This window comes from Haloarchaeobius lipolyticus (assembly GCF_051208015.1).
Lineage (GTDB): Archaea > Halobacteriota > Halobacteria > Halobacteriales > Natrialbaceae > Haloarchaeobius.
The window spans coordinates 139,016-160,345 of record NZ_JBPKGF010000002.1 but is presented as its reverse complement, the minus strand read 5'-3'; the positions used below and the strand labels follow the sequence as shown (position 1 = coordinate 160,345).

Annotated in this window: 17 protein-coding genes; 9 read left to right on the top strand and 8 right to left on the bottom strand. The window is 66.0% G+C overall.

Annotated features, from left to right (window positions below):
* Positions 1-69 precede the first annotated feature (69 nt).
* The 3 genes from ACSC1Y_RS03810 to ACSC1Y_RS03800 form a co-directional block, all read right to left on the bottom strand.
* Positions 70-1,782 (bottom strand): histidine kinase N-terminal 7TM domain-containing protein, encoded by a 1,713-nt coding sequence (locus tag ACSC1Y_RS03810; RefSeq protein WP_435333359.1) that lies wholly within the window; start codon positions 1,780-1,782, stop codon positions 70-72.
* A gap of 102 nt (positions 1,783-1,884) precedes the next feature.
* A complete protein-coding gene (locus tag ACSC1Y_RS03805; protein ID WP_435333358.1) occupies positions 1,885-2,790 on the bottom strand; it encodes a UbiA family prenyltransferase in 906 nt (301 codons plus the stop codon).
* 191 nt (positions 2,791-2,981) lie between these two features.
* On the bottom strand, positions 2,982-4,418 hold the full coding sequence (locus tag ACSC1Y_RS03800) for a cryptochrome/photolyase family protein (protein ID WP_435333357.1): 1,437 nt from the start codon (positions 4,416-4,418) through the stop codon (positions 2,982-2,984).
* A 142-nt stretch (positions 4,419-4,560) separates the two neighbouring features.
* On the opposite strand from ACSC1Y_RS03800, the gene ACSC1Y_RS03795 reads away from it, so the two are divergent.
* Entirely contained in the window at positions 4,561-4,989 is a 429-nt protein-coding gene (locus tag ACSC1Y_RS03795; protein WP_435333356.1) for a universal stress protein, read from the top strand.
* Between the two features lie 24 nt (positions 4,990-5,013).
* Here ACSC1Y_RS03795 and ACSC1Y_RS03790 read toward each other — a convergent pair whose 3' ends face one another.
* Entirely contained in the window at positions 5,014-6,960 is a 1,947-nt protein-coding gene (locus ACSC1Y_RS03790) for a PAS domain-containing protein (RefSeq protein ID WP_435333355.1), read from the bottom strand.
* 129 nt (positions 6,961-7,089) lie between these two features.
* Positions 7,090-8,619, bottom strand: a complete 1,530-nt coding sequence (locus tag ACSC1Y_RS03785; protein WP_435333354.1) for a hypothetical protein — start codon at positions 8,617-8,619, stop codon at positions 7,090-7,092.
* Between the two features lie 249 nt (positions 8,620-8,868).
* On the opposite strand from ACSC1Y_RS03785, the gene ACSC1Y_RS03780 reads away from it, so the two are divergent.
* The 4 genes from ACSC1Y_RS03780 (at position 8,869) to ACSC1Y_RS03765 (ending at position 14,092) form a co-directional block, all read left to right on the top strand.
* Complete coding sequence (locus ACSC1Y_RS03780) at positions 8,869-9,876, top strand: TIGR04024 family LLM class F420-dependent oxidoreductase (RefSeq protein WP_435333353.1); 1,008 nt, start codon at positions 8,869-8,871, stop codon at positions 9,874-9,876.
* Positions 9,877-10,225: 349 nt separating this feature from the next.
* Positions 10,226-11,512, top strand: coding sequence for an O-acetylhomoserine aminocarboxypropyltransferase/cysteine synthase family protein (locus ACSC1Y_RS03775; RefSeq protein ID WP_435333352.1), 1,287 nt, complete (start codon positions 10,226-10,228; stop codon positions 11,510-11,512).
* A 325-nt stretch (positions 11,513-11,837) separates the two neighbouring features.
* The gene (locus ACSC1Y_RS03770) at positions 11,838-13,592 is read left to right on the top strand and encodes a thiamine pyrophosphate-binding protein (RefSeq protein ID WP_435333351.1); all 1,755 of its coding nucleotides are present in this window, start codon (positions 11,838-11,840) and stop codon (positions 13,590-13,592) included.
* Positions 13,593-13,672: 80 nt separating this feature from the next.
* Positions 13,673-14,092, top strand: coding sequence for an SHOCT domain-containing protein (locus ACSC1Y_RS03765; RefSeq protein ID WP_435333350.1), 420 nt, complete (start codon positions 13,673-13,675; stop codon positions 14,090-14,092).
* Between the two features lie 19 nt (positions 14,093-14,111).
* On the opposite strand, the gene ACSC1Y_RS03760 is transcribed toward ACSC1Y_RS03765, so the two are convergent.
* Positions 14,112-15,527: an FAD-binding oxidoreductase gene (locus ACSC1Y_RS03760; RefSeq protein WP_435333349.1), complete on the bottom strand. Its 1,416-nt coding sequence runs from the start codon at positions 15,525-15,527 to the stop codon at positions 14,112-14,114.
* Positions 15,528-15,652: 125 nt separating this feature from the next.
* Between ACSC1Y_RS03760 and ACSC1Y_RS03755 the strand changes: the two genes are divergently transcribed.
* A complete protein-coding gene (locus tag ACSC1Y_RS03755) occupies positions 15,653-16,624 on the top strand; it encodes a quinone oxidoreductase family protein (RefSeq protein ID WP_435334638.1) in 972 nt (323 codons plus the stop codon).
* 86 nt (positions 16,625-16,710) lie between these two features.
* On the opposite strand, the gene ACSC1Y_RS03750 is transcribed toward ACSC1Y_RS03755, so the two are convergent.
* Positions 16,711-17,394: a 6-hydroxymethylpterin diphosphokinase MptE-like protein gene (locus ACSC1Y_RS03750; RefSeq protein WP_435333347.1), complete on the bottom strand. Its 684-nt coding sequence runs from the start codon at positions 17,392-17,394 to the stop codon at positions 16,711-16,713.
* Between the two features lie 300 nt (positions 17,395-17,694).
* Positions 17,695-18,906 carry a dihydropteroate synthase gene (gene folP, locus ACSC1Y_RS03745; protein ID WP_435333346.1) on the bottom strand — a complete coding sequence of 404 codons (1,212 nt, stop codon included), beginning with the start codon at positions 18,904-18,906 and terminating at the stop codon, positions 17,695-17,697.
* Positions 18,907-19,053: 147 nt separating this feature from the next.
* Here folP and ACSC1Y_RS03740 point away from each other — a divergent pair, with 147 nt between their 5' ends.
* The 3 genes from ACSC1Y_RS03740 to ACSC1Y_RS03730 all read left to right on the top strand — a co-directional run bounded on the left by ACSC1Y_RS03740 (position 19,054) and on the right by ACSC1Y_RS03730 (position 21,330).
* Entirely contained in the window at positions 19,054-19,596 is a 543-nt protein-coding gene (locus ACSC1Y_RS03740; protein ID WP_435333345.1) for a DUF8114 family protein, read from the top strand.
* A complete protein-coding gene (locus ACSC1Y_RS03735) occupies positions 19,593-20,339 on the top strand; it encodes an RNA methyltransferase (RefSeq protein WP_435333344.1) in 747 nt (248 codons plus the stop codon). The genes ACSC1Y_RS03740 and ACSC1Y_RS03735 overlap by 4 nt, the downstream gene beginning before the upstream one ends.
* 118 nt (positions 20,340-20,457) lie before the next feature.
* Positions 20,458-21,330 (top strand): phosphatase PAP2 family protein, encoded by an 873-nt coding sequence (locus tag ACSC1Y_RS03730; RefSeq protein ID WP_435333343.1) that lies wholly within the window; start codon positions 20,458-20,460, stop codon positions 21,328-21,330.

The window sequence follows — 21,330 nt, the reverse complement described above, 5'->3', positions numbered from 1 at the left end:
TATCACCCGGTCGAATACTTCGTGCGTCTGCAGTTTAAAAGTATGGAAGCCGTTCGCTATCACAGCACACTATCGTCGCACGTCCGCACGGTGTCGCGTCCCCGGAGGCGTCGACGTGACGGGAAAGTGAATGGTGACCGCGTTCCCGGTGTCTTCGTGAGCCTCGAAGTCGACGGCCCCACCCATGGCGCGGACGCCCCAGACAACCAGCCAGAGGCCGAGCCCACTCGCGTGGTCCAGTGGCGTCTCCGTCCCGTTCTTGAGGACGTTCCGCTCGGTCGCCGGAATCGGCGGCCCGTCGTCGGCGACCGTGATAGAGATGTAGCCGGCGGGCGTCGTGGTGACGAAGACGCGGACGTTCGGGGAAGTGACGCTGTCGCAGCCTGCTGCGTTCCGGAGGAGGTGCCACAGGACCGGCTCGATTGTCTCGCGACATTCGACCGGCTCGCTGATTGCCCACTCGAGCGTGAACGTCGCGCCCGGGAACTCCGATTCGGCACGGGCGAGGGTTTCGCCGAGAACGACGCGCAGGTCGACTATCCGCCCGCTCTTCGGTTCGTCGAGGAGGTCCTCTATCTGGCGCGCGGTGTCCCCGAGGGCCGCTACCTCCGTCGCGGTCTCCGCGATGATAGTCGCGAGTTCGACGTCGTCGTCGTCGACGCGCGACCGAAGCTCTTCGGCGCAGCCGGCGACCACGTTCATGTCGTTCCGCAGGTTGTGACGCAACACCCGGTTGAGGACGGTGAGCCGCTGTTCGTCCTGTTCGCGTTCGGTGACGTCGCGCATGGTGAGCACGGTTCCGAGCTCGCGGTCGTGGGCGTCCGTGATGGTCGACGTATGCACGTCGAAGTGCCTCACGCCAGCCCCGATCTCGACGGTCAGCGTCCCGCTGTCGGCCGTCTCCGGGAATCCGGGAACCGTATCCACGGCCCGGCTCCCGATGGCGACCGGGACGGGGAGCCCGACGACGTTCGTCGCCGCCTCGTTCAGGTCGACGATCCGGCCGCGTGTGTCGATGACGATGACCGGGTCGTCCATCCCTTCGATGACGAAGTCGCGGGCGATGTGTTCGGGGACGGGCATCGCCGTGAACAGGTCGAGTTTCGAGAGCGCGACGTAGCTCGCGAAGCCGGAGACGAGCAGCGCCATCGGCGTCGGGTCGACGCCCCCGAGCGCGTCCACGTCGAGGATGTAGAGCGTCTCGCCGATCCACGGGGTTATCATCGCGATCAGCAGGGCGACCGACTGTTCCCGGTGGGTCGCGTATCGTTCGAACAGCAGCGGGACCAGCACCAGCGAGCCGGCGAAGCTGAGCGCGAGGGCGTAGCCCGCGTAGACGTAGAACATCGGGCCGAAGGTATGGTCGATGACGAACGCTCCGCCGCGCGGGACGAGTTCCGGGGTCGCCGCGTAGATGAGCGAGTGGTGCTCGAAGGTGAACACCAGGCCGACGATGAGCGCCGGCACGGCGAGGAGGGCTGCGACAGACCGGTGCGTCACGTACTGGTCGCGTCCAGTGTACTCCAGCGTGAACAGTAGCCAGAAGACGGAGATGGTCGAGCTGGCGAGCCACTGGACTTTCATCAGCGGCATCCGTGCAGAGAGCGTGCCGATGGGCAGTTCCATCGCGTACAGCGCTGCCCACCAGGCGACGGCGAGCAGCAGGAGCGTCAGCCACGTCGCACCGGGCTTCGGCCGCTGCTGGTACGTGAGCGTGGCTACGAGCACTGCGACGACAGCAGTGAACAGGAGAACACTCATCGCAAAGAGGACGATTGACATCGGTCGAATTGGCAGTTCACTGCACACATAGGAATCTACTCTCTTAACTCGACTGGTGGGTTCATTCGATGAGTTGTCCTCTCGGTATCAATCGACAGAGGGCTACAGAAGTACGAGAACGCCGAGGAACATTATCGGATACTCGGCATCTCGCGCCGCTGCGAGCTGTGACAGGTCGCGGTCGCGGCCGACCAGCGAGGTAACAGCGAGCGAGAACAGGAGCGCGGGCGTCAGGGCGAGGACCTGTTCGGCCGCGAGCACGCCGCTCCAGGCGGCGAGTCCGAGCAGTGCAGCGGTCAGGAAGTCGAGTGTGAGCAAGACGCGGCGGGTACGTTCGACGCCGAGTCGGGTCGAGAGGGTCGAGACGCCCTCGCGACGGTCGCCGACGACGTCGCGCGCGTTCATCACCTCGCCCGCGACGACGGTCTGCAGGAAGAAGAACCCGAAGATGGTGAACGAAGCGAGTCCGGGCGACCGGTCGGCATAGGTGATGGGAAGGAACGTCAACGGGATGGCCCACGCCGCCGCCACCAGTGCCGTGTTCACGAACAGGACGTCCTTCAGCCGCGTCCCGTCGTCGTACGGCACCCACTCGACGCTGTACAGGACGGCAGCGAGACCCGGAACCGAGACCAGACCGAAGCTGAGCGGCCCCTCCAGTGCCGCGATTCCGAGTGCGAACAGGTAGCTCCCGACCGTCATCACGGTGAGAAGCGTGCGGTGGCGCGAGACGAACGCAGCCCGCTCGGGGCAGTTGACCTCGTCTTCGTCGTCGACGAGCTTGTTCGACCCGTAGACGGCGAGTGCCACCAGGAACCCGAGCGCGATGGCCGGCGACAACGACACGGACAGCAGCATACTCACCACGACGACCTTCGTCGCCGCGACCGCCCCGTCGAGCAGCGACGTGTGAACCACGACCTCGAACGCGTTCGATACTCCCCCGGTCGAGTCCGGCACGTGCCGGCCGACGTGCTCCCACCGAAATCGGTCGTTCGACTGATTCATAATTTCCTTTAGCTATCGTCTTTGGTTATACAATAGTGTACCTGTTCGCGCAACGGGCCGATGAGACCCGTGGCTGGCCGTAGAAGATAGTTGCAGCGCCAAGAACTATCAATTATATAATCAGATTGTATGCGGATTCGGTACGATAGAAACTGGTTTTACTACCAGATAGAAATCATACTGTCGTTCGCTCAGTCGTCGCCCCGCGCGCTCTCGAACATGGCGATAGCCCGTTCGCGACGCTCGGCGTGGTCACAGATGGGGTCGGGGTAGTCGGGAGCGGCTTCGGCGCGGTCCAGTTCGCTCGCCTCGTGCCAGCGGTGGATCAGTGACGGTTCGGCGTCACCGAGCTCGGGAACGTACCGCTTGATGTACGTCGCGTCCGGGTCGTACCGTTCTCCCTGCGTCATGGGATTGAAGATGCGGAAGTACGGCTGGGCGTCGGTGCCGGTCGAGGCCGCCCACTGCCAGCCCCCGGTGTCGTTGGCGGTGTCGTGGTCGACGAGCTTCTCCCGGTACCAGTCGTAACCCTCGCGCCAGTCGATGAGCAGGTCCTTCGTGAGGAACGAGGCGACGACCATGCGCACGCGGTTGTGAACGTATCCCTCCTCACGGAGTTGGCGCATCCCGGCGTCGACGATTGGATACCCGGTCTCGCCGTCTTTCCACGCCTGCAGGTCGTCCGGGGCGTCGCGCCAGTCTATCGGCTTCGCGTACGTCTTGAAGTTCGACGAGACGACGTTCGGGTTGAAGAACAGCACCTGATAGTAGAACTCTCGCCACGCGAGCTGACTCTGGAACGTCTGGACCGACTCGCGCTGTGGTTCCGTCTCGGCGACACCGGCGGCAGCTTCCGTCTCCTCGAAGACCTCCCGGATACCGATGGTACCCCACTTCAGGTCGACCGAGAGCCGCGACGTACACTCGTCTGCCGGGTAGTCCCGCCGCTCGTCGTACTCGTATATCGGGCCGTCACAGAACGAGACGAGCCGCTCCCGCGCGGCTTCCGTCCCCGCAGTCGGGAGTGACGCTTCCGGCTCATCGAAGCCGAGGTCGGCGAGTGTCGGCAGGTCGCCCGATTCGAGTCCTGCGGACTCCAGCGCGTCCGAGTCGACCAGCGAATCGGGAGCGGGGTCCGGATACGGCTCGGCCTTCGGCCGGTCGCGCCACTTCTTCCAGAAGTAGGTGTACACCGAGTACGGGTCCCCTTCGTTCGTCGTGATGGATCCCGGTTCGTGGTGGACGGCGTCGTGGAACGCCTCGCAGACGACGTCGACGTCGTCGAGGGACCGGCGGACGTCGGCATCCCGTCGTCGTGCGAGTCCGGAGTAGCTACGGTTCCAGCAGATGCGGGTCGCATCCAGGTCGGCTGCAACCGATGGAAGGACCTCCCGCGGGTCTCCCTGGCGAATGAGCAGGTCGCTCCCGTTCTCTCGGTACCACTCCCGGAGCGACCCGAGCGCATCGAGCATGAACGCGACGCGCGAGGGTGACCCGTGGGCGAGTACGTCCTCGTCGAAGACGAAGATGGGGACCACCGCTCCGTGCACGTCGACGGACCCGGCCGCATCCGCGAGCGCTCGGTTGTCGCTCGCACGGAGGTCGGCCCGATGCCAGTGGAGTTGCATACGATATCAACGGCCGCCGGGAGTATGAACGCGGTGCCAACGGCGCTATGAACGCGGTGCGCACGGTACCCGCTGCTTCGCGTGCGCACGTCCGATCACCGGCTGGAACGCGTTGAAGTCTCTCGGGCGCGAAGTATGGTACATGGCAACTCGATACGACCACCTGCTCGTCGCCGTCGATGGAAGCAAGACGTCGGAACGTGCGGCGGACCACGCCATCGACCTGGCGAAGCGGTTCGATTCCACGCTGACGGTGATGCACGTCGTCGACGGGGACCTGCTGGCACTCGACGCGCGTGGTCAGTTACTCGCCGACCAGTTGGAGGCCGATGCGACGGAGATCGTGGAGAAGACGGTCGAGCGGGCCATCGAAATGGGTGTCTCCGCCGAACCGCTCATAACCCGCGGGTCACCCGCTGCCGAGATACTGTCCGCCATCGACGCGAGGGAGCCGGACCTCGTCGTCGTCGGCAGCCACGGTCGGACGGGAATCGACAAGTTCCTCCTCGGAAGCGTCTCCGAGCGCGTGGTCCGTCGCTCGACCGTTCCCGTCCTGACGGTACGTGGATAGGACCTCGACCCTTCGGCGAGCTACTCAGAACTCGACCTCGAACCGCGCACCGCCCGTCGAGCCCTCCGTCGACGAGATCGACCAGCCGTGTGCCTCGACAATCTTCTGGACGATGGCGAGCCCGAAACCTGTCCCCGTGTTGCTGCTCGTCACGCCGAGTTCGAAGGCGTTCTCCTGCGTCGCGTCGTCGAATCCGGTCCCGTCGTCTTCGACGTAGAACCCTCGAACCGCTGCCTCGTCGTCGTGCGTAGTCTGCTGAGCGGGAGCCGACGACTCGCGCAAGACGCCGACCCGAACCGTGAGCGGTCGCGATGCGTCGGCGGAACCGTCCTCGCCGACGGGTACCTGCTCCGCCGCACGACCGTGTTCGATACTGTTCCGGAACAGGTTCTCGAACGCCTGCTGCAGGCGGTCGACGTCGGCGTCGATGACCGCGGCTGACTCGGTCTCCAACGTTGCATACCGGGTGTCGACGGTCGTCCAGGCCGTTCGCGCGAGCACGTCGAGTCGTACCGGGTCCCTGTCCCCGATCTGACGGCCCTGGCGTGCGAGGTGGAGCAGTCCATCGATGATGTCCTCGATGCGCTCGTGGGCCCGTTTCACCTCGTCGATGTTCTCGTGTTCGACGTCCTCCTCGACGAGACCCAGATAGCCCTGCGCCACCGCGAGTGGACTCTTCAGGTCGTGGCTGACGAGTCTCGCAAACTCGTCGAGACGCGCTTTTTGCCGCTCGAGCTCGTCCTCCCGCTCTTTCAGTTCGGTGATGTCGGTCGAGATACCGCACACGCCGACGGGCTCCGCCGAATCGTCGTAGAGCGGGACCTTCACCGAGTAGTAGACGCGCGACTCGCCGCAGAACTCGGCGTCCTCTTCGACCTCGACGGGTTCCCGCCGTTCGATGGCGAGCCGGTCGTTCTCACGGAGTCGCTCGGCGTGTTCCGACGGCTGTAGCTCCTCGTCCGTCTTGCCAAGGATCTCCGTCTTCGGCCGCCCCAGCGCCTTCGAGAAGCGGTCGTTCACCAGTTCGTACTCGCCGTCGAGTCCCTTGATGTAGATGTTCGCGGTCGTGTTGTCGAGGATGGCCTGCAGCTGCTCGTTCGTCTGGCGAAGATGTCTGTCGGACTCGAGCCTATCGAGCGTCTGGGCGAGATGCGTGACCAGTAGCTCCGCCAGCTCGCGGTCCGCCTCCGAGAAGGCGGCCGGCCGCTCGGAGATAGCCTGGAAGACGCCGAAGCCGTCGATGGGGATGCTGACGGCCGAGCGGAACGATTCCCGGTCCGGGCTCGCACTGCTGTCGGTCGCCGTGTCGTCGACGAGGTAAGAGACCCCCTCCCGATAGGTCTTCCCAAGGACCCCCTCGTCGATGGATGGAAGCGGGTTGTCCGGAACGTAACTCTGGTCCGTCACCGGGACGAAGACCCCGTCCTCGACGGTGTAGATGCCACAGACGTCGAAGTCGAGAATCTGCGATGCCGCGGTGAGTGCCCGTTCGATGGCCAGGTCGGCATCGGTGGCGCTGGCGATGGAGACGGCACTCCGGTGGAGTCGCTCCAGTCGCCCGCGGGTCTCTCGTAGCGACCGCTCCGTCCGGTACTGCTCGAGGGCATCTTCGATCCGTCCGCGTAGGTGCTCGAAGGAGTCGAGACGGTTCCTGGTTACGTAATCGGTCACTCCCGCACGTATGGCTTCGCTCGCGACCGCCTCGGAGCCGTCTTCAGCGAACATGACGAACGGCACGTACTGGTCTCGGTCACGGACTGCCCGGACCAGGGACAGTCCCGACTCGTCTGGCAATTCGTACGCGCTGACGATGCAGTCGACAGCATCGCATCCGTACCGATCGAGCGCCCCCCTGACGGACTCCGCCTCAAGGCACTCGAACCGATCCCCTTCGTCCTCGAGAAACGCCGTCAACTGGCCCCGTAACTCCGGGTCACCGTCGACGAGAAGGACTGTCGTCCGAGTGGTCATTCGTATCACACTCACCGACCTTTGCATCGGTCATCATTCTTGCGTTATCGCCTCGAAAGGAACGTGGGCAGCGCCGAAACGGCAACGACGTAGCGCCTGCACCGCTTTTGCCGTGTTCGCACGAGGCGCTCAGACGCTGGTCCGCTCCAGCTGTTCGTCCTCGTCGGCGAGCAGTTCCGCGATGCTGAACTCCTCCTCGGAGTCCGGTGTGAGGTCGTACTCGTCGAGCTCGGCCTCCAGTTCGTCGAAGCCTACCGGGTCTACCTCGGCCTTCAGTTCGGCGAACGTACCGGCCACGTCCTCGACGGTATCGTCCCCGGCAGACTCGACAGTTGTGGAGGACGAGACCTCGACAGTTGTGGAGGACGAGACCTCGGCAGTCGTGGAGGACGAGACTTCGGCAGCCGTGGAGGACGAGACTTCGGCAGCCGTGGAGGACGAGACTTCGGCAGCCGTGGAGGACGAATCGCCGCACGCAGCGGTCCCGGCCTGGTCTTCGTCGACGGTACCGGTCGCTCGCTCGAACCCGCCGAATGCGTCGACGGCATCGGTGCCAAACTCGTCGCATGCATCGGCACCGAACGACGCCACGGCGTCGTCGCTAACCGACGGCTTCTGCACCGGGTCGTCGGACGGAGCTGACCCATCGGTCTGCCTCGAACGAGGCGCACTGGCACCCCCGTCGTCGGGTCGTGGCGCACCGTACGCCGCTGTCCCGGCGTTCCCGCCGAACACCGCCGATGCCATCTCACTCGGGTCGGGTTCGCTCTGGTGCCGCTCGTCCGTCGACCGTGCAGCGTTGACGGCCCCCGTCAGCTCGGTGACCAGGAGGCCTGAAATCCGGTCGTCGTCCCCGAGCGCCGTCACGATTCGCTCCGCCTGCCAGTTCGTCCCGATGGCGACGTCGAGGACGCGCCATGAACCACCGTCTCGGTCCTCGGCGTCCGCATACAGGACCGACAGTGCATTCGTGAGATCTTCGAGAACCGAGACATCGCGTGCTCCACGGCCTGCCGTCTCGACCGTCAGCCGGAGGTGATAGTACCGCCCGTGACCCGTTGCGGTACCCCCGACCACCGCGCTGACCACCTCCTGTAACTCCGGCTCGGTCGGTGCGGCGACGCTGGTACCCGCATCGGGCAGGTCTTCCCACGTCGTTCTGTCCTCCGACTCGTCGCGCAGGGCATCAGCTGGAACGGTTTCGGCGATCGACTCTCGAAGTCGTTCGAGATGCGGTTGGGGAGAGTCGACGAACGTCTCGTCCAGGACGAGCGGTGACGCGTCGTCGCCGACACCTCGGACCGACGTCAGATTCGGGGGGCTGAGCAACGAGAGCGCTCGCTCCGGCGCGTCGAACCAGATTCCGAACACGATTCGCCTGGTCGAATCCGGGTCCACGACGCCACGCCAGACGAGTTCTCGCTCGTCGTAGCACGTCCAGCCGTCGGCTCCGAACCGTGGGTGGAAGCCGATACGGTCGGGGGAAAGATCCGGTGGAAGTCGCTCGGAGAGAGTCACCTCGACGGGTACGCTTCTAGCGGAAGAGATGTCGTACGAAACAGCGGGAAGCGGCATCGTCACTACGTCGAACCGTTTCTCGACGACGATGCCCTCTGCGGCAACAGTCGTACCGTGTCTCCGTGTCTCGCTCGCGACCATTCCTTTCTCCGATACGTTACGTGATGCAGTAATTTATAGATGGCTGTCAAAATCCGGTTCCGCGCTCGTTGGTTCAAGCTACTTGCGGCCAGGACCATACGCCGGGGGACCGGGACGTGGAACGCGTCGTCGGAACGGGAGCAGGTCGCGGTGGGAGGAGAGAGAACTCCACGCGCAAGCACCCCGCGTTCAACTGGAGAGGACTTCCACCCCCCTTTTTGGTGCCGGGGTGGCATCCATCCGCATAGCATGACCGAACGGCACGTCCATCTCCCGGTCGCCGCACAGGAAAGTGTCGACGACTTCGTCGAACAGGCGGTCCTCGCAGAGGACCTTGGCTACGACTTCGTCTGGCTCCCCGAGACGTGGGGTCGCGACGCCGTCACCGTCCTGACCAGCATCGCCCACGCGACGGAGGAGATCGGCATCGGCTCCTCGATAATGAACGTCTACTCCCGCTCGCCCGCACTGCTCGCACAGACAGCGGCGACGCTCGACGAGGTCTCAGACGGGCGCTTCCGCCTCGGCATCGGTCCCTCCGGTCCCGCCGTCGTCGGCGGCTGGCACGGCGAGGAGTTCGGTAACCCGTTGCGACGGACTCGGGAGTACGTCGACATCATCAAGATGGTGCTCGCGGGCGAGGAGCTCGACTACAACGGCGAGTACTTCAACGTCTCCGGGTTCAGACTCCGCTGTGACCCGCCGGAGCCCGCGCCGAACGTCGACGTGGCCGCGATGGGGCCGAAAGCGGTCGAGCTCGCCGGCCGGTTCGCCGACGGCTGGCACGCCATCCTCTTCACGCCGGAGACGATGGCCGACCGGCTCGAGGACTTCGACCGCGGCGGCGAGATGGGCGACCGCGACCGGTCGAACCAGCAGGTGACGCTGTCGCTGACGTGCTGTGCCCTCGAAGACGGTGACCACGCGCGCTCGCTGACGAAACAGCACGCCGCCTTCTACGTCGGTGCGATGGGGACCTACTACCGCGACTCGCTCGCCCGGCAGGGCTACGAGGACGAGGCGCACCAGATCGCCGCGAACTGGATGAACGGCGACCGCGAGGCTGCGCTCGATATATTCTCCGACGAGATGCTCGACGACTTCTGTGCGGCGGGGACGCCCGAGCGGACGCGCGAGGAGCTGGCGAAGTTCGAAGACGTCGACGGTATCGATGCCGTCAGCATCGGCTTCCCGCGCGCGGCCTCCCAGGAGGAGATCCACTCGACGCTCGAAGCACTCGCGCCCGACGCGGAATAGCGATCGGACCACGCGTTGGTGGTGAACAGGTGACACGGATCGGCAGGACACGAGACGGCCGTGTCACACACCCGCGACACGTCCCGTGACGATTCTCAACGCACACCCCGACTGGCCCCGGTCTCGTATTTCAACCCTCGCGAAGCGACTGGCCCAGATATTGCCGGTACCTCTGACAGAAGTTCGGTGGGAGACCGTTCGTGACGGGGACGTCGACCGTCGAACGAAGGCGGGACGGTCATCCTCCCCCACGGCTTCGGGTTCGGTGCCCGGCGGAGACCGTCATAGAAACGAGGTAGGTGTTGTGACTGTCGGTAGTTTGAGGAGCGGTGTACCACGAGAGTGAAACATGGGAGATAACGACAGTCGCGGTTTCGCCACGAACAGCGTCCACGCCGGACAGGAGCCAGACCCGACCACCGGGTCCCGGGCTCCGCCGCTCTACCAGACGACCTCGTACGTCTTCGACGACGCCGAGCACGCCGCCAGCCTGTTCGCGCTCGAAGAGGCTGGCAACATCTACAGCCGCATCATGAACCCGACGAACGCGGTGCTCGAACAGCGCCTGGCGGCCCTGGAGAACGGCGTCGCGGCGGTCGCGACCTCTTCCGGGATGGCAGCACTCGACCTCGCGACGTTCGTGCTCGCGGGCGAGGGTGACAACATCGTCACTGCCTCGTCACTGTACGGCGGCACCTACACCTACTTCACGCACACCGCACCGCGGCGGGGGGTCGAGGCTCGCTTCGTTGATACACTCGATTACGACGCCTACGCGGAGGCCATCGACGAAGACACCGCGTACGTCCACCTCGAAACCATCGGGAACCCGGCACTCGTGACCCCGGACATCCAGCGCATCGCCGACATCGCGCACGAAAACGGTGCGCCCCTGTTCGTGGATAACACGTTCGCGACGCCGTACCTCTGCAACCCGCTCGACCACGGTGCCGACCTCGTCTGGCACTCGACGACGAAGTGGATCCACGGGTCGGGAACCTCCATCGGCGGCGTCCTCATCGACGGTGGGTCGTTCGACTGGACGGCCGAGGACTACCCCGAGGTCGCCGGCGACAACCCGGCGTACCACGGCGTCAACTTCCAGGAACGGTTCGGCGACATGGCGTTCGCGATGGCTGCCCGAGCCCGCGGCCTGCGCGACCTCGGCGACCAGCAGGCTCCCTTCGACGCCTGGGTCACCCTCCAGAAGCTCGAGACGCTCCCGCTGCGCGTCGAGCGCCATTCCGAGAACGCGCTCGAAGTCGCCCGGTTCCTCGAGGACCACCCGAAGGTCGACTGGGTCACCTACCCCGGGCTGGAGAGCCACGAGACCCACGAGATGGCGTCGGAGTACCTCGACGGTGGCTACGGCGGGATGATAACGTTCGGCCTCGAGGGTGGCTACGAGGCTGGCCGCGCCGTCACCGAGAACACGGAACTGTTGAGCCTGCTGGCGAACGTCGGCGACGCCAAGTCGCTCATCATCCACCCGGGCAGCACCACCCACCAGCAGCTCACCGAGGAGGAACAGCTCGCGAGTGGTGTCACGCCCGACCTCGTCCGCCTCTCGGTCGGCATCGAGGAGGTCGACGACATCATCGCCGACCTCGAACAGGCAATCGAACGGGCGCACTGAGACGGTTACAGCAGTCTTCCACGATTCTTCTCTTTCTGCCTGCGTGCGCGGTCGCCGGTCCCGAGCGATAGCGAGGGCCAGCGACAGAAGCGCGCGAGGGATGAGAAGCGCAGTGGAGCGGAGCGGAACGAGCATCGCAATCGGCTGGGGAGGAGGTGGTGCGGTTCCGAAGCTGTGCGGGGCGGTTCCATTACCATCGGCGCGAGTGAACTGCTCTCCTTACCTACCTGCCGTGGACGAGCTGGAAACACAACCCATCCTGGCTCCACGGACCAAGACAAGCAGCAGCCGAATCGTTTTGTCATCACCGTCCGACTCTGCTGCCATGACAGAACCCCGAACGGGTGCGGAGTTGTTCGTAGACGCGCTCGAGCGCTACGGCGTCGAGCACGTCTTCGGTAACCCGGGGACGACCGAGCTACCCGTCGTGAACGCCATCGGCGAGTCCGACGTCGAGTACGTCCTCGGGCTCCACGAGGACGTTGCCGTCGGCGCGGCCGCAGGGTACGCGAGCCTGCGCCGCCAGCACGCCGACGAACTCGACGGGCTGCCGGCCGGCGTCGTCAACCTCCACGTCGCGCCGGGGATGGCCCACGGACTCGGGAACCTCTACGGAGCAGCTATGGCCGGCGCCCCGCTCGTCGTGACCGCGGGGAACCACGAGCGTCACTTCCGTCACGAGGAGCCTATCCTGTCCGGTGACCTCGTGACGATGACCGAGCAGTACACGAAGTGGTCCGACGAGGTCCTCTCCGTCGAGGCGCTCCCCGCGATGCTCCGGCGGGCGTTCCGCGTCGCCTGCACGCCGCCAACCGGACCGGTCTTCCTCGCGCTGCCGCTGGACGTGATGACCGAGGAGACGGACCTCGAACCGGAGCCGATCGGTGGGACCACGGAGTCCACCGGTAGTCTCGCGGAACCGATCGGAAGGACCATCCCGAACCCGGGCCGCGGCGACCCGCGAGCGATCGACGCGGCTGCAGACGCCATCGCAGAAGCCGAGAACCCGGTTCTGGTCGTCGGCGACCACGTCGGGAGACACCGTGCCTGGTCGGGCGTCGACCCCGTCGACGCCGCCGTCGAGCTGGCCGAGGCGGCGGGTGCGCGCGTCCACGGCGAGATACTCGGATACGAAGTGAACTTCCCGACCGACCACGAGCAGTGGGTCAGTCACGTCCCACCGAGCGAACGGCTCGCCCAGACCCTCTACAACACCGATACGCTCGTCTTCGCCGGCTGTTCGACCAACACGACGCTCTGGGCGCACGAGGAACCGCTGGTTCCGGACGACGCGACCGTCGTCGACCTGACCGACGAACCGTGGGAGGGCGGGAAGAACCACTCGGCGACGGTCGTCACCGGCGACCTCGGACACGTCATGACAGAGCTCGCGGAGGCGGTCGAGGAGTGCGTTTCGGACGACACCCGCGAGGAACGGCTCGACCAGGTCGACGCGATGAAACAGCTCGTCAGCCAGCAGCTGGACGCGATGGGCGACGACGACGTTGGCGAAGGCGAGATATCGAAGGCGGCACTCGTGGATGCGATGCGAGCCGTCGCGGCCGACGCGTTCGTGATGGACGAAGGCATCACCTCCCGCTACGCGCTGCTCACCCGGTGGGACTTCGAGCCGGGCCACCTCATGGGCAACAAGGGCGGCGGGCTGGGCTACGGGCTACCAGCTGCGGTCGGCGCGGCACTGGCCGAGCGTGGCCGGGCTACGGCCCTCGGTGACGAACCTCGAACCGTCTACGGCTTCATCGGCGACGGCTCGTACCTCTACTACCCGCACTCGCTCTACACCGCGGCGAGGTACGACCTCGACCTGACCGTCGTGGTCCCCGACAACAGAAACTACCGCATCCTGAAGGACAACTCGATGGCGATGTTCGGCGGCGAGGAGGACGACTACGAGTTCACCGGGATGGACTTCGACCCGGCAGTCGACATCGCGGCGAACGCAGAGAGCCACGGCGCGGCCGGGTATCACGTCGACCACGTCGACGACCTCGAGTCGACGCTCGCGGAGGCGGTCGAGGAGTCCGGCCCCTCGGTGGTCGACGTTCGGGTGCAGGACTGACCTCCGACAGGCTCGACCGCCCGGCCCGGGATCGCCAGCACAGACGCAACCTTTTACCCGAACGACATGAACTTCGGAGCATGACCGACGACGAGGACTTCTTCGAGAAGCTCCCTGCGCTGGTGGTCTTCGCCACGCTCGGGCTGACCATCGCGCTCTCGATGCTGGACCTGCCGTATGCGGGGATGGTGGCAGCCATCGGCTTCGCCGTCGTGCTCCCGCTGAGCGCCATCTTCCAGGACGACCTTCGGCGGCTGTTCGGGGGGCGGACCGGCGAGCGGGCGTCCGACACGACGCCGGAGTCTGATGCGCTGGAGGAACTGAAACGCCGCTACGCCGCCGGCGGGATCTCTGAAGAGGAGTTCGAGCATCGGGCCGAGCGGCTGCTGGAGAACGAGTCACTCGACGACGTGCAGGCACGAGTGGACCGGACCCGGCAGGTAGACCGAGCCCGGCAGGCCGAGTCCGACGCAGACGCGGAACTGGAGCACGAATCCTGAGTCGATTCTGGGCCGCCGGTCACTCGTCTCGCACTCGCTTCCCGCCGATGGTCTCCGGGAACAGCTTCCCGGGATTCAGCGTGTCCGTCGGGTCGAGCGCCCGTTTCACCTTCCGCATCGCCTCGACGGTCGCCTCGCCGTGTTCGCGGACGAGGAACTCGCGCTTGCCGAGGCCGATACCGTGTTCGCCGGTGCAGGTCCCGCCGCGGTCGATGGCGAACTCGACGATGGCCTCGTTGGCCCGCCGACCTCGTTCTTCGGCGTCTTCGTCGTCCGCGTCGACCAGCACCGAGTAGTGGACGTTCCCGTCGCCGGCGTGCCCGAAGCAGGGGATGAGCACGTCGTACTCGGTCGCGACCGTCTTGGCGTTTCGTACCACGTCGCCGTAGTCGGAGATGGGGACGGTCACGTCGCCCGGTTTGAGCGGGCGCAGGTCGGGGTCGTACGCCTGCATCGCGTACGCCATATCCTTGCGGGCCTGCCAGAGCTCGTCCATTCCCTCGTCGGGTCGTGCGACCTCGAGCCGGGTCACGCCGTGGGCCTCGAAGATGGACTCACAGAACTCGACCTCCCGTTCGATACCGTGGTTCGCGTGGAACTCGAGGAAGACCATCGGGCAGTCGGGGAGGTCCGTCCCGGAGTACGCGTTGGCCATCGTCGCGCTGTCCTCGTCGAGGAGCTCTATCTTTGCCAGGTCCACGCCGGACTGGACGGCGTCCTGGACCGCGGCGGTCGCGTCGTCCAGGGTCTGGAACAGGGCACGTCCACCCCTGATCTGCTCGGGACGGCCCGCGAGTCGGAGGGTCGCTTCCGTGATGACCGCGAGCGTCCCCTCACTCCCGACGAACAGGTCGCGGAGGTTGTAGCCCGCTGAGGTCTTGACCGCCTTCGAGCCGGCGGAGACGACGCTCCCGTCGGCCAGGACCGCCTCGACCTCCAGGACCCAGTCCGCGACCTCGCCGTACCTGACGGTCTGCATCCCGCTCGCGCCGTTCGCCAGCATCCCGCCGATGGTCGAGAACTCGCCCGAGGAGGGGAGCGGCGGGAAGAAGAGACCGGCTTCGCCGGCCGTCTCCTCGATGGCCGAACCCATCACGCCGGCCTGGACGTCGAGCTGGAAGTCCTCGGGCCGGACGTCGAGCACCGCGTCCATGCGGGTCACGTCGAGGCTGATTCCCGCGTGGGCCGGGACTGCGTTCCCTTCGAGGCTCGTCCCGGCCGCGTAGGGTGTGACGGGCACGTCGTTGGCTGTCGCGGCTTCGAGGACCGCGGACACGTCCTCCGTCGACTCGGGGAAGACGACGGCGTCGGGTACCACTTCGGCACCCTCGGGGGTTCCCCAGTCGGACGCGTGGCTCTCACGCGTCGCGTCGAGGAACGACACCTGGTCGTCGGCGAGGGCGAGCGACGACAGGAACGAGCAATCGTGTGTCATGTGTGCTCGTGCGACGAGCAGGTGGATAAAGGTCCCCGGTGTGTCGAGACAACAGACAACACGTGGAGGGTTTCGCCGGTTCTCTCGAACTTACGGACGAGGGGCCGCTACTCGCATCCATGTCGATGCGTGCAATCGAGGTTCCGGAGTACGGAGAGACCGATGTCCTGACCGTCGTCGAAGACGAGATTCCCGAGCCCGGCGAGGGTGAGGTCCGCATCGCGGTCGAGGCCGCGGGCATCAACTTCGCCGACATCATGCAGCGCCGCGGCCACTATCCGGGTGGCCCCGAGCCGCCGTTCCGGCCGGGATTCGAGGCGGCCGGCACCGTCGACGCGGTCGGCGAGGGAGTCGACTACGACGTCGGCGACCGCGTGGTCGGGCTCGTCGGCGAGGGCGGCTATGCAGAGTACGCCGTCACCGGTGCCGACAGCCTGTTCCCGGTCCCGGAGGGGATGTCGTTCGCGGAGGCCGCCGGCTTCCCGGTCCAGTTCCTGACCGCGCACAACTGCCTGTTCGAGTGGGGCGGACTGGAATCGGGCGAGTCCGTGCTCATCCAGGCCGCAGCCGGTGGCGTCGGCACGGCCGCTGTCCAGCTCGCGAATCGCGCGAGTGCAGAGGTCTTCGGCACCGCGAGCACGCAGGAGAAGCGCGACCTCGCTGCCGAGCTCGGCTGCGACCACCCCATCGATTACACCAGCGAGGACTTCGTCGAGGTCGTCCACGAGCACACCGACGGCGAGGGCGTCGACCTCGCCCTCGACGGCGTGGGTGGCGACGTGTTCGCGGATTCGTTCCGCGCGACGAAGGAGTTCGGCCGGGTCGTCCCCTACGGCGCCGCCAGTGGCGAACCGGGAACCATCGAGGCGACGGACGTCTTCTTCCGGAACCAGTCCGTCGTCGGCTACCACCTCGGCAACGCGATGCAGACGCGTCCCCAGCAGGTCCTCCAGGCGGTCCCCGACCTGACCGAGGGCCTGGAGTCGGGCGAGCTCGAAGTGATAGTCGGAGAGCGGTTCGCGCTCGAAGACGCCGCGGATGCGCACGAGTTCATCGAGGACCGCAAGTCGTCCGGCAAAGTCGTGCTGGAGCCCTGACTGGTCTATTGAGGTCAGGTCAGTCTACGATATCTGACCTGCCCGCTGGACTGTCCTGACCCGCCAGAAGCTACCGCGACCGTTTCTCAGGGCAGTTCCAGCCCGTCGCGACGCCCATCCAGTATCGAAAATCGCTCGCTACGGCGCTGCTCGAGCCAGAACAGCAGCCGTTCGGCCCACACCAGTTTTCGCTGCTTCATCGGATCGACCGCCGAATCGTCGAAGTCCCAGCCGGGGAAACAGAGCGAGTCGGCGCCGAAGTGGTCCGCGAGGAACGCCGCCCGGTCGCCGTCGGTGAACCCGCCGTAGTTCCTGACGTGTGCGACCGGCGCGGCCTGCGTCGTCGGCAGGACGTGTTCTGCCGCAAGGTCTGGGACCAGCTTTCGAACCGACTGCTCGTTGTCGCCGTGGGCGTGGACGACAGTGGGCGTTCCGGCGGCAGAGAGGTCGGCCGCGAGCTCCGGGTCGGCGTCGAGGTCTGTGACGTACACGTCGACCGTGAGGCCGTGGTCGCGACAGACCGCGGCCGCGGACGAGGCGGCGACCACGCAGTCGACCGCGTCGGAGTCGAGGGTCTCGAGGTCGTGCGCGAGGGACGGTCCGGCCCCACAGACCGCGACGCGGGCCCCGGCGAGCAGGGATAGACGGGACTCGTCGAACGGCGTCGTCAGGCTCGCGAGAACGTCGCGCACACGCTCGTCGCCCGCCCTGTCGAAGCCGAAGTCTCGAAGGATGCGCGCGTAGACGGGTTCGAACTCGGCGTAGTCCATGGCTGTCGCTACCGGAGTAGTTCCAAGATAACCGTTGGTGTGGGCCGGAATTGCCTCTTACAAGGTACCCCTACCCGAGAGGCCCTTCCGGCTTCCACGCGACCATTCTGGATACACCGGTATAAGTTTTCTCTCTTTAGTCAGTCATTGTCGGTGCGAAACCGAGTGCCGGGCCCGGAATCGTACCTACCTTCGGATGGTTCGCTCGGGAGAAAATAACGTCTGATTAGACCGTTCCGATGTCGAGACCGTCGAATCCTGGCGGTAGAGGGTTCAACCAGTTGTCACGCTCGCCCTGTATCACGGTAGCGTCTCACGCACCGCCCTCAGTACCCACTCGAGCGAGTCGTCGGCCGGGGACTCGCCGACGAGTCCCCGGAGCGCGCGCACCGTCCCGACGAGGAGTCCCGGCTGACCGTCCGCCGCGACGGTGGGCGCGGCGAACGTCGCCCCGTTTGCCGCCGCGAACAGGGACAGTCGGTCGGCCTGCGTCTCGGAGAGGCCGTCGACCTCCATCACGAACACGGTCGCGTCGGGCCCGATGTCGTCGATTCCGAGTCGTTCGGCGTGTCGAGAGACGTCCTTCGCGGTGCGCACGTCGAGTTCCTCGACCCGGACGTCGGGGTTCGTCGGGTCGGCCTCGTTCGTCCGTTTCGGGGAGAACGCGTCGCCGACGGCGGCGGCATCGACCGTCTCACGGACGTCGTGGGTCCTGACGACGTGTGCCCCGCGCTCGATGGCCATCGCCGTCGCCGCGAGCGAGACCGGCAGGGCCTCCTCGGTCGAGCGGCCCGTCAGCTCGCGGAGGAAGTTCTTCCGGTTGATGGAGACCAGGATGGGCCGGCCGAGTCCACGGAACTCCCGCAGTCGGCGGAAGGTCTCGCGGTCCTGCTCGGTGGTCTGTGCCTCCGACCAGCCGCCGAAGGCCGGGTCGACGATGGTCTTGTCCGTCAGTCCGTTCTGTTTCAGGGACTCGTAGACCATGTCGACGTAATCGGCCGACTCTGCCCAGTCCGCTCCCATCCGCTCGGCCCACGGTGCCTCCTCTACCGCCCCCGGCCGGGTCAGGTCCGGCGGGCTGGCCATCTTCGCGACGGCGACGTCGTGCTCCTCGCAGATGCGCGGGAGCTCCGGGTCCGCGAAGCCGGCGATGTCGTTCACCATGTCGAAGCCGCCGTCGATGGCCGCCTCGGCGACCTCGTGGTAGCGGGTCTCGATGGACCAGACGGCGTCGCCAGACGTCGACTCGATGGTCTCGAGTGCGACGTCGAGTCGCTCCAGTTCCTCCTCGGCGCTCATGACCTCGAAGCGCTTGTTGGCGGATTCGAGGCCGACGTCGACGATGTCCGCCCCCTCGCCGATGAGTTGCTCGTCAACGTACGCCGCCGCCTCGCCGGGGTCGTCGAACACGCTCGGGGAGTACGGCGACTCCGCGCTCACGTTCAACACGCCCATTATTCGCGTCGGATGGCCGTCGCCGATAGCCAGCCCGGCCGCGTCCACGTCCTTCATACCCAGTGGCTCGGTGGTGGGGGAGTGAAAAGGGCCGCGTTCCCCGCCCGGGCTGCCGGGAACTCGCGGGTCGTCGATATCCGAACTGGCTCGACCGTACAGCCCCGAGACGCGCCGCTTTTACCTCCTGCCACGGTACTGCCTCGTATGTCCAAGATAAGCATCGGCCTCCGCGGGTGGCGCTTCGAGGAGGAGGAGGTGTTCACCGAGGACGGGGGCGTGGTCCCGTTCGACGAGATGGACGAGGACACGAAGAAACGCCTCGTCCGCCTCGGGGTGCTCTACGGCGCACCCTGCGACGCCTGCTGGCTCATCCACGGCGACGACAACCTCGACGACTGCAACGAGTCGACCGTCGTCTACGGGGAGCCGCTGGCCGAGGTGACGGTCTGTGACGAACACGAGCCGGACTTCCTCTACTGGTTCCGCGAGGAGGGTGGCATCGAGCACGCCGAGACGAAGGCGTTCGACGACGAGTTCCACGAGTGGTTCGTAGACGGCGGGCGAGCACCCGAGGACTACGGCGGGATGGAGCACGTCGACACCGACCCGGTCGACCTCCCGAAGCCGAAGCTCCCGGACCCTTCGGACCTCGGCGACCACGCCGGAGTCGACGACGGAAAGCCCAAAGAGCGCATCGACATCCGTAACCTGGAGATATCGAAGGAGTATCCGACGAGGGACACATGAGCGTGCCAGCCGTCGCCGTCGTCGACGCGAAGACGCCCGGCAACGTCGGGACCATCGCCCGGGCGATGAAGAACTTCGGCCTGTCCGAGCTGTTGCTCGTCGACCCACCGGAGGGCGTCCAGGAGAAGCACAGCGAGGCGTGGGGATTCGCCGGCCGCGCCCGCGAGGACGTACTCGCAGGTGCGAAAGAGGTCAGCTTCGACCACCTCGTCGAGAACTACTACACCATCGGCACGACCGCCACGACGAACGAGGACTGCCGCAAGCACGTTCGCTTCCCGTTCTTCACCCCGGATGAACTCGCCGAGGACCTCTCCGGGCTCGACGCGGACAGCGTCATCATCTTCGGCCGCGAGGCCGACGGGTTGACGAACGAGGAGCTCTCGCGACTCGACGCAGTCTGTTCCATCCCGGCCAGCGACGAGTACCCGGTCCTCAACCTCGGCCAGTCCGCGACCATCACGCTGTACGAGCTGCGGAATCTGACCGTCGAGGAGACGCAGCTCCCGGACGTGGAACACGAGCGCGCCGAGGAGGAGATGTTCGAGCGCATCTACGACCAGTTCGACGGCCTCCTCGATGCCATCGACCACCCGCAGGAGAAGCGCGCGAAGACGCTCCGGATGGCTCGTCGCGTCTTCGGCAGGGCGCACCTGACCCAGCGCGAGGCGCGCACCCTGCTGGGAATCTTCCGCCGGGCGACGGACCGGCCGGAGCTCGAGGGACGAGGCAGGGGCGACTGACCTCGTCGTCGCGGTTCCACTCCGGCGTCACCGGACCGTCGTCGCTCGGGTAGAGCAGCCCATTCCTACCGGACCGAAAGGATAATGGAAAATTGCTACTGTAGCGATATGTAGAACTATGCAACAGCTGGCGCCCTCCATCTCGGCCGGGACGTGGTTCTCGCTCCTCGTCGCGGTGCCGACACTGCTGACGTTCGCCCTCGGGTTCCGGCTGTTCGTCCCCGACACGTCGCCGCGGCGGTTCCTCCTCGAACTCCTGACGACCGACTGGAAGTACCTCGGGTTCGCGTGGGTGGTCACCTTCGGCGTGAACACGATGGCCCACTACCTCTACCGGGGGCGAGCGTACACGAACGTCATCTACAACCTCGAAGGGACGACCGTGCTTGCGTTTCAGGCGGTGACCTGGGAGCCGCTCACCTACGCGCTGACCTTCGTCTACCTGGTGGGCTTCCCCTTCGTGACGCTGTTCACGTACTGGAAGCTGAAGGCTCACGACCCCGAACAGGCACGGCGCTACTGCGCGGCATACGCGATGCTCGTCCTGATGGCGCTACCCTACTTCCTCGCGTTCCCCGTCGCCGTGACCTCCGAGTATCTCGGCCACACGGCCGCGGGCGGCCCGGTGATGCGAGCCCTCATGTACGACCTGCACCCGGTCATCACGGAGGGAATCACGTCGACGGATACGCTGGTGAAGTCGTTCCCGAGTCTCCACACGGGCATCTCCTCGCTGGCGGCCGTCTACAGCCGGTACACCTCGAGATCGTACGCCAGGCTCTCCGTCGGCCTCACCGTCGCGATCATCTTCTCGACGTTCTACCTGGGCATCCACTGGCTGACCGATGCCGTCTTCGCGCTGGTGCTCGTCGGAATCGCGTTCTACGCCTCTCAGCGTATCTCGGACCCGGCGACGTACGAGGAACGGCTCAAGGAACTGCTCCGGGAGAAGCGCCCGCTCGACGGCGGGTACGGTCGGCAGGCGGACTGA

What these genes read in the sequence shown, in the direction of transcription:
- ACSC1Y_RS03810 (WP_435333359.1), bottom strand. Translation starts at nt 1,782, where the DNA reads ATGTCAATCGTCCTCTTTGCGATGAGTGTTCTCCTGTTCACTGCTGTC.
- ACSC1Y_RS03805 (WP_435333358.1), bottom strand. Translation starts at nt 2,790, where the DNA reads ATGAATCAGTCGAACGACCGATTTCGGTGGGAGCACGTCGGCCGGCAC.
- ACSC1Y_RS03800 (WP_435333357.1), bottom strand. Translation starts at nt 4,418, where the DNA reads ATGCAACTCCACTGGCATCGGGCCGACCTCCGTGCGAGCGACAACCGA.
- ACSC1Y_RS03795 (WP_435333356.1), top strand. Translation starts at nt 4,561, where the DNA reads ATGGCAACTCGATACGACCACCTGCTCGTCGCCGTCGATGGAAGCAAG.
- ACSC1Y_RS03790 (WP_435333355.1), bottom strand. Translation starts at nt 6,960, where the DNA reads ATGACCACTCGGACGACAGTCCTTCTCGTCGACGGTGACCCGGAGTTA.
- ACSC1Y_RS03785 (WP_435333354.1), bottom strand. Translation starts at nt 8,619, where the DNA reads ATGGTCGCGAGCGAGACACGGAGACACGGTACGACTGTTGCCGCAGAG.
- ACSC1Y_RS03780 (WP_435333353.1), top strand. Translation starts at nt 8,869, where the DNA reads ATGACCGAACGGCACGTCCATCTCCCGGTCGCCGCACAGGAAAGTGTC.
- ACSC1Y_RS03775 (WP_435333352.1), top strand. Translation starts at nt 10,226, where the DNA reads ATGGGAGATAACGACAGTCGCGGTTTCGCCACGAACAGCGTCCACGCC.
- ACSC1Y_RS03770 (WP_435333351.1), top strand. Translation starts at nt 11,838, where the DNA reads ATGACAGAACCCCGAACGGGTGCGGAGTTGTTCGTAGACGCGCTCGAG.
- ACSC1Y_RS03765 (WP_435333350.1), top strand. Translation starts at nt 13,673, where the DNA reads ATGACCGACGACGAGGACTTCTTCGAGAAGCTCCCTGCGCTGGTGGTC.
- ACSC1Y_RS03760 (WP_435333349.1), bottom strand. Translation starts at nt 15,527, where the DNA reads ATGACACACGATTGCTCGTTCCTGTCGTCGCTCGCCCTCGCCGACGAC.
- ACSC1Y_RS03755 (WP_435334638.1), top strand. Translation starts at nt 15,653, where the DNA reads ATGCGTGCAATCGAGGTTCCGGAGTACGGAGAGACCGATGTCCTGACC.
- ACSC1Y_RS03750 (WP_435333347.1), bottom strand. Translation starts at nt 17,394, where the DNA reads ATGGACTACGCCGAGTTCGAACCCGTCTACGCGCGCATCCTTCGAGAC.
- folP (WP_435333346.1), bottom strand. Translation starts at nt 18,906, where the DNA reads ATGAAGGACGTGGACGCGGCCGGGCTGGCTATCGGCGACGGCCATCCG.
- ACSC1Y_RS03740 (WP_435333345.1), top strand. Translation starts at nt 19,054, where the DNA reads ATGTCCAAGATAAGCATCGGCCTCCGCGGGTGGCGCTTCGAGGAGGAG.
- ACSC1Y_RS03735 (WP_435333344.1), top strand. Translation starts at nt 19,593, where the DNA reads ATGAGCGTGCCAGCCGTCGCCGTCGTCGACGCGAAGACGCCCGGCAAC.
- ACSC1Y_RS03730 (WP_435333343.1), top strand. Translation starts at nt 20,458, where the DNA reads ATGCAACAGCTGGCGCCCTCCATCTCGGCCGGGACGTGGTTCTCGCTC.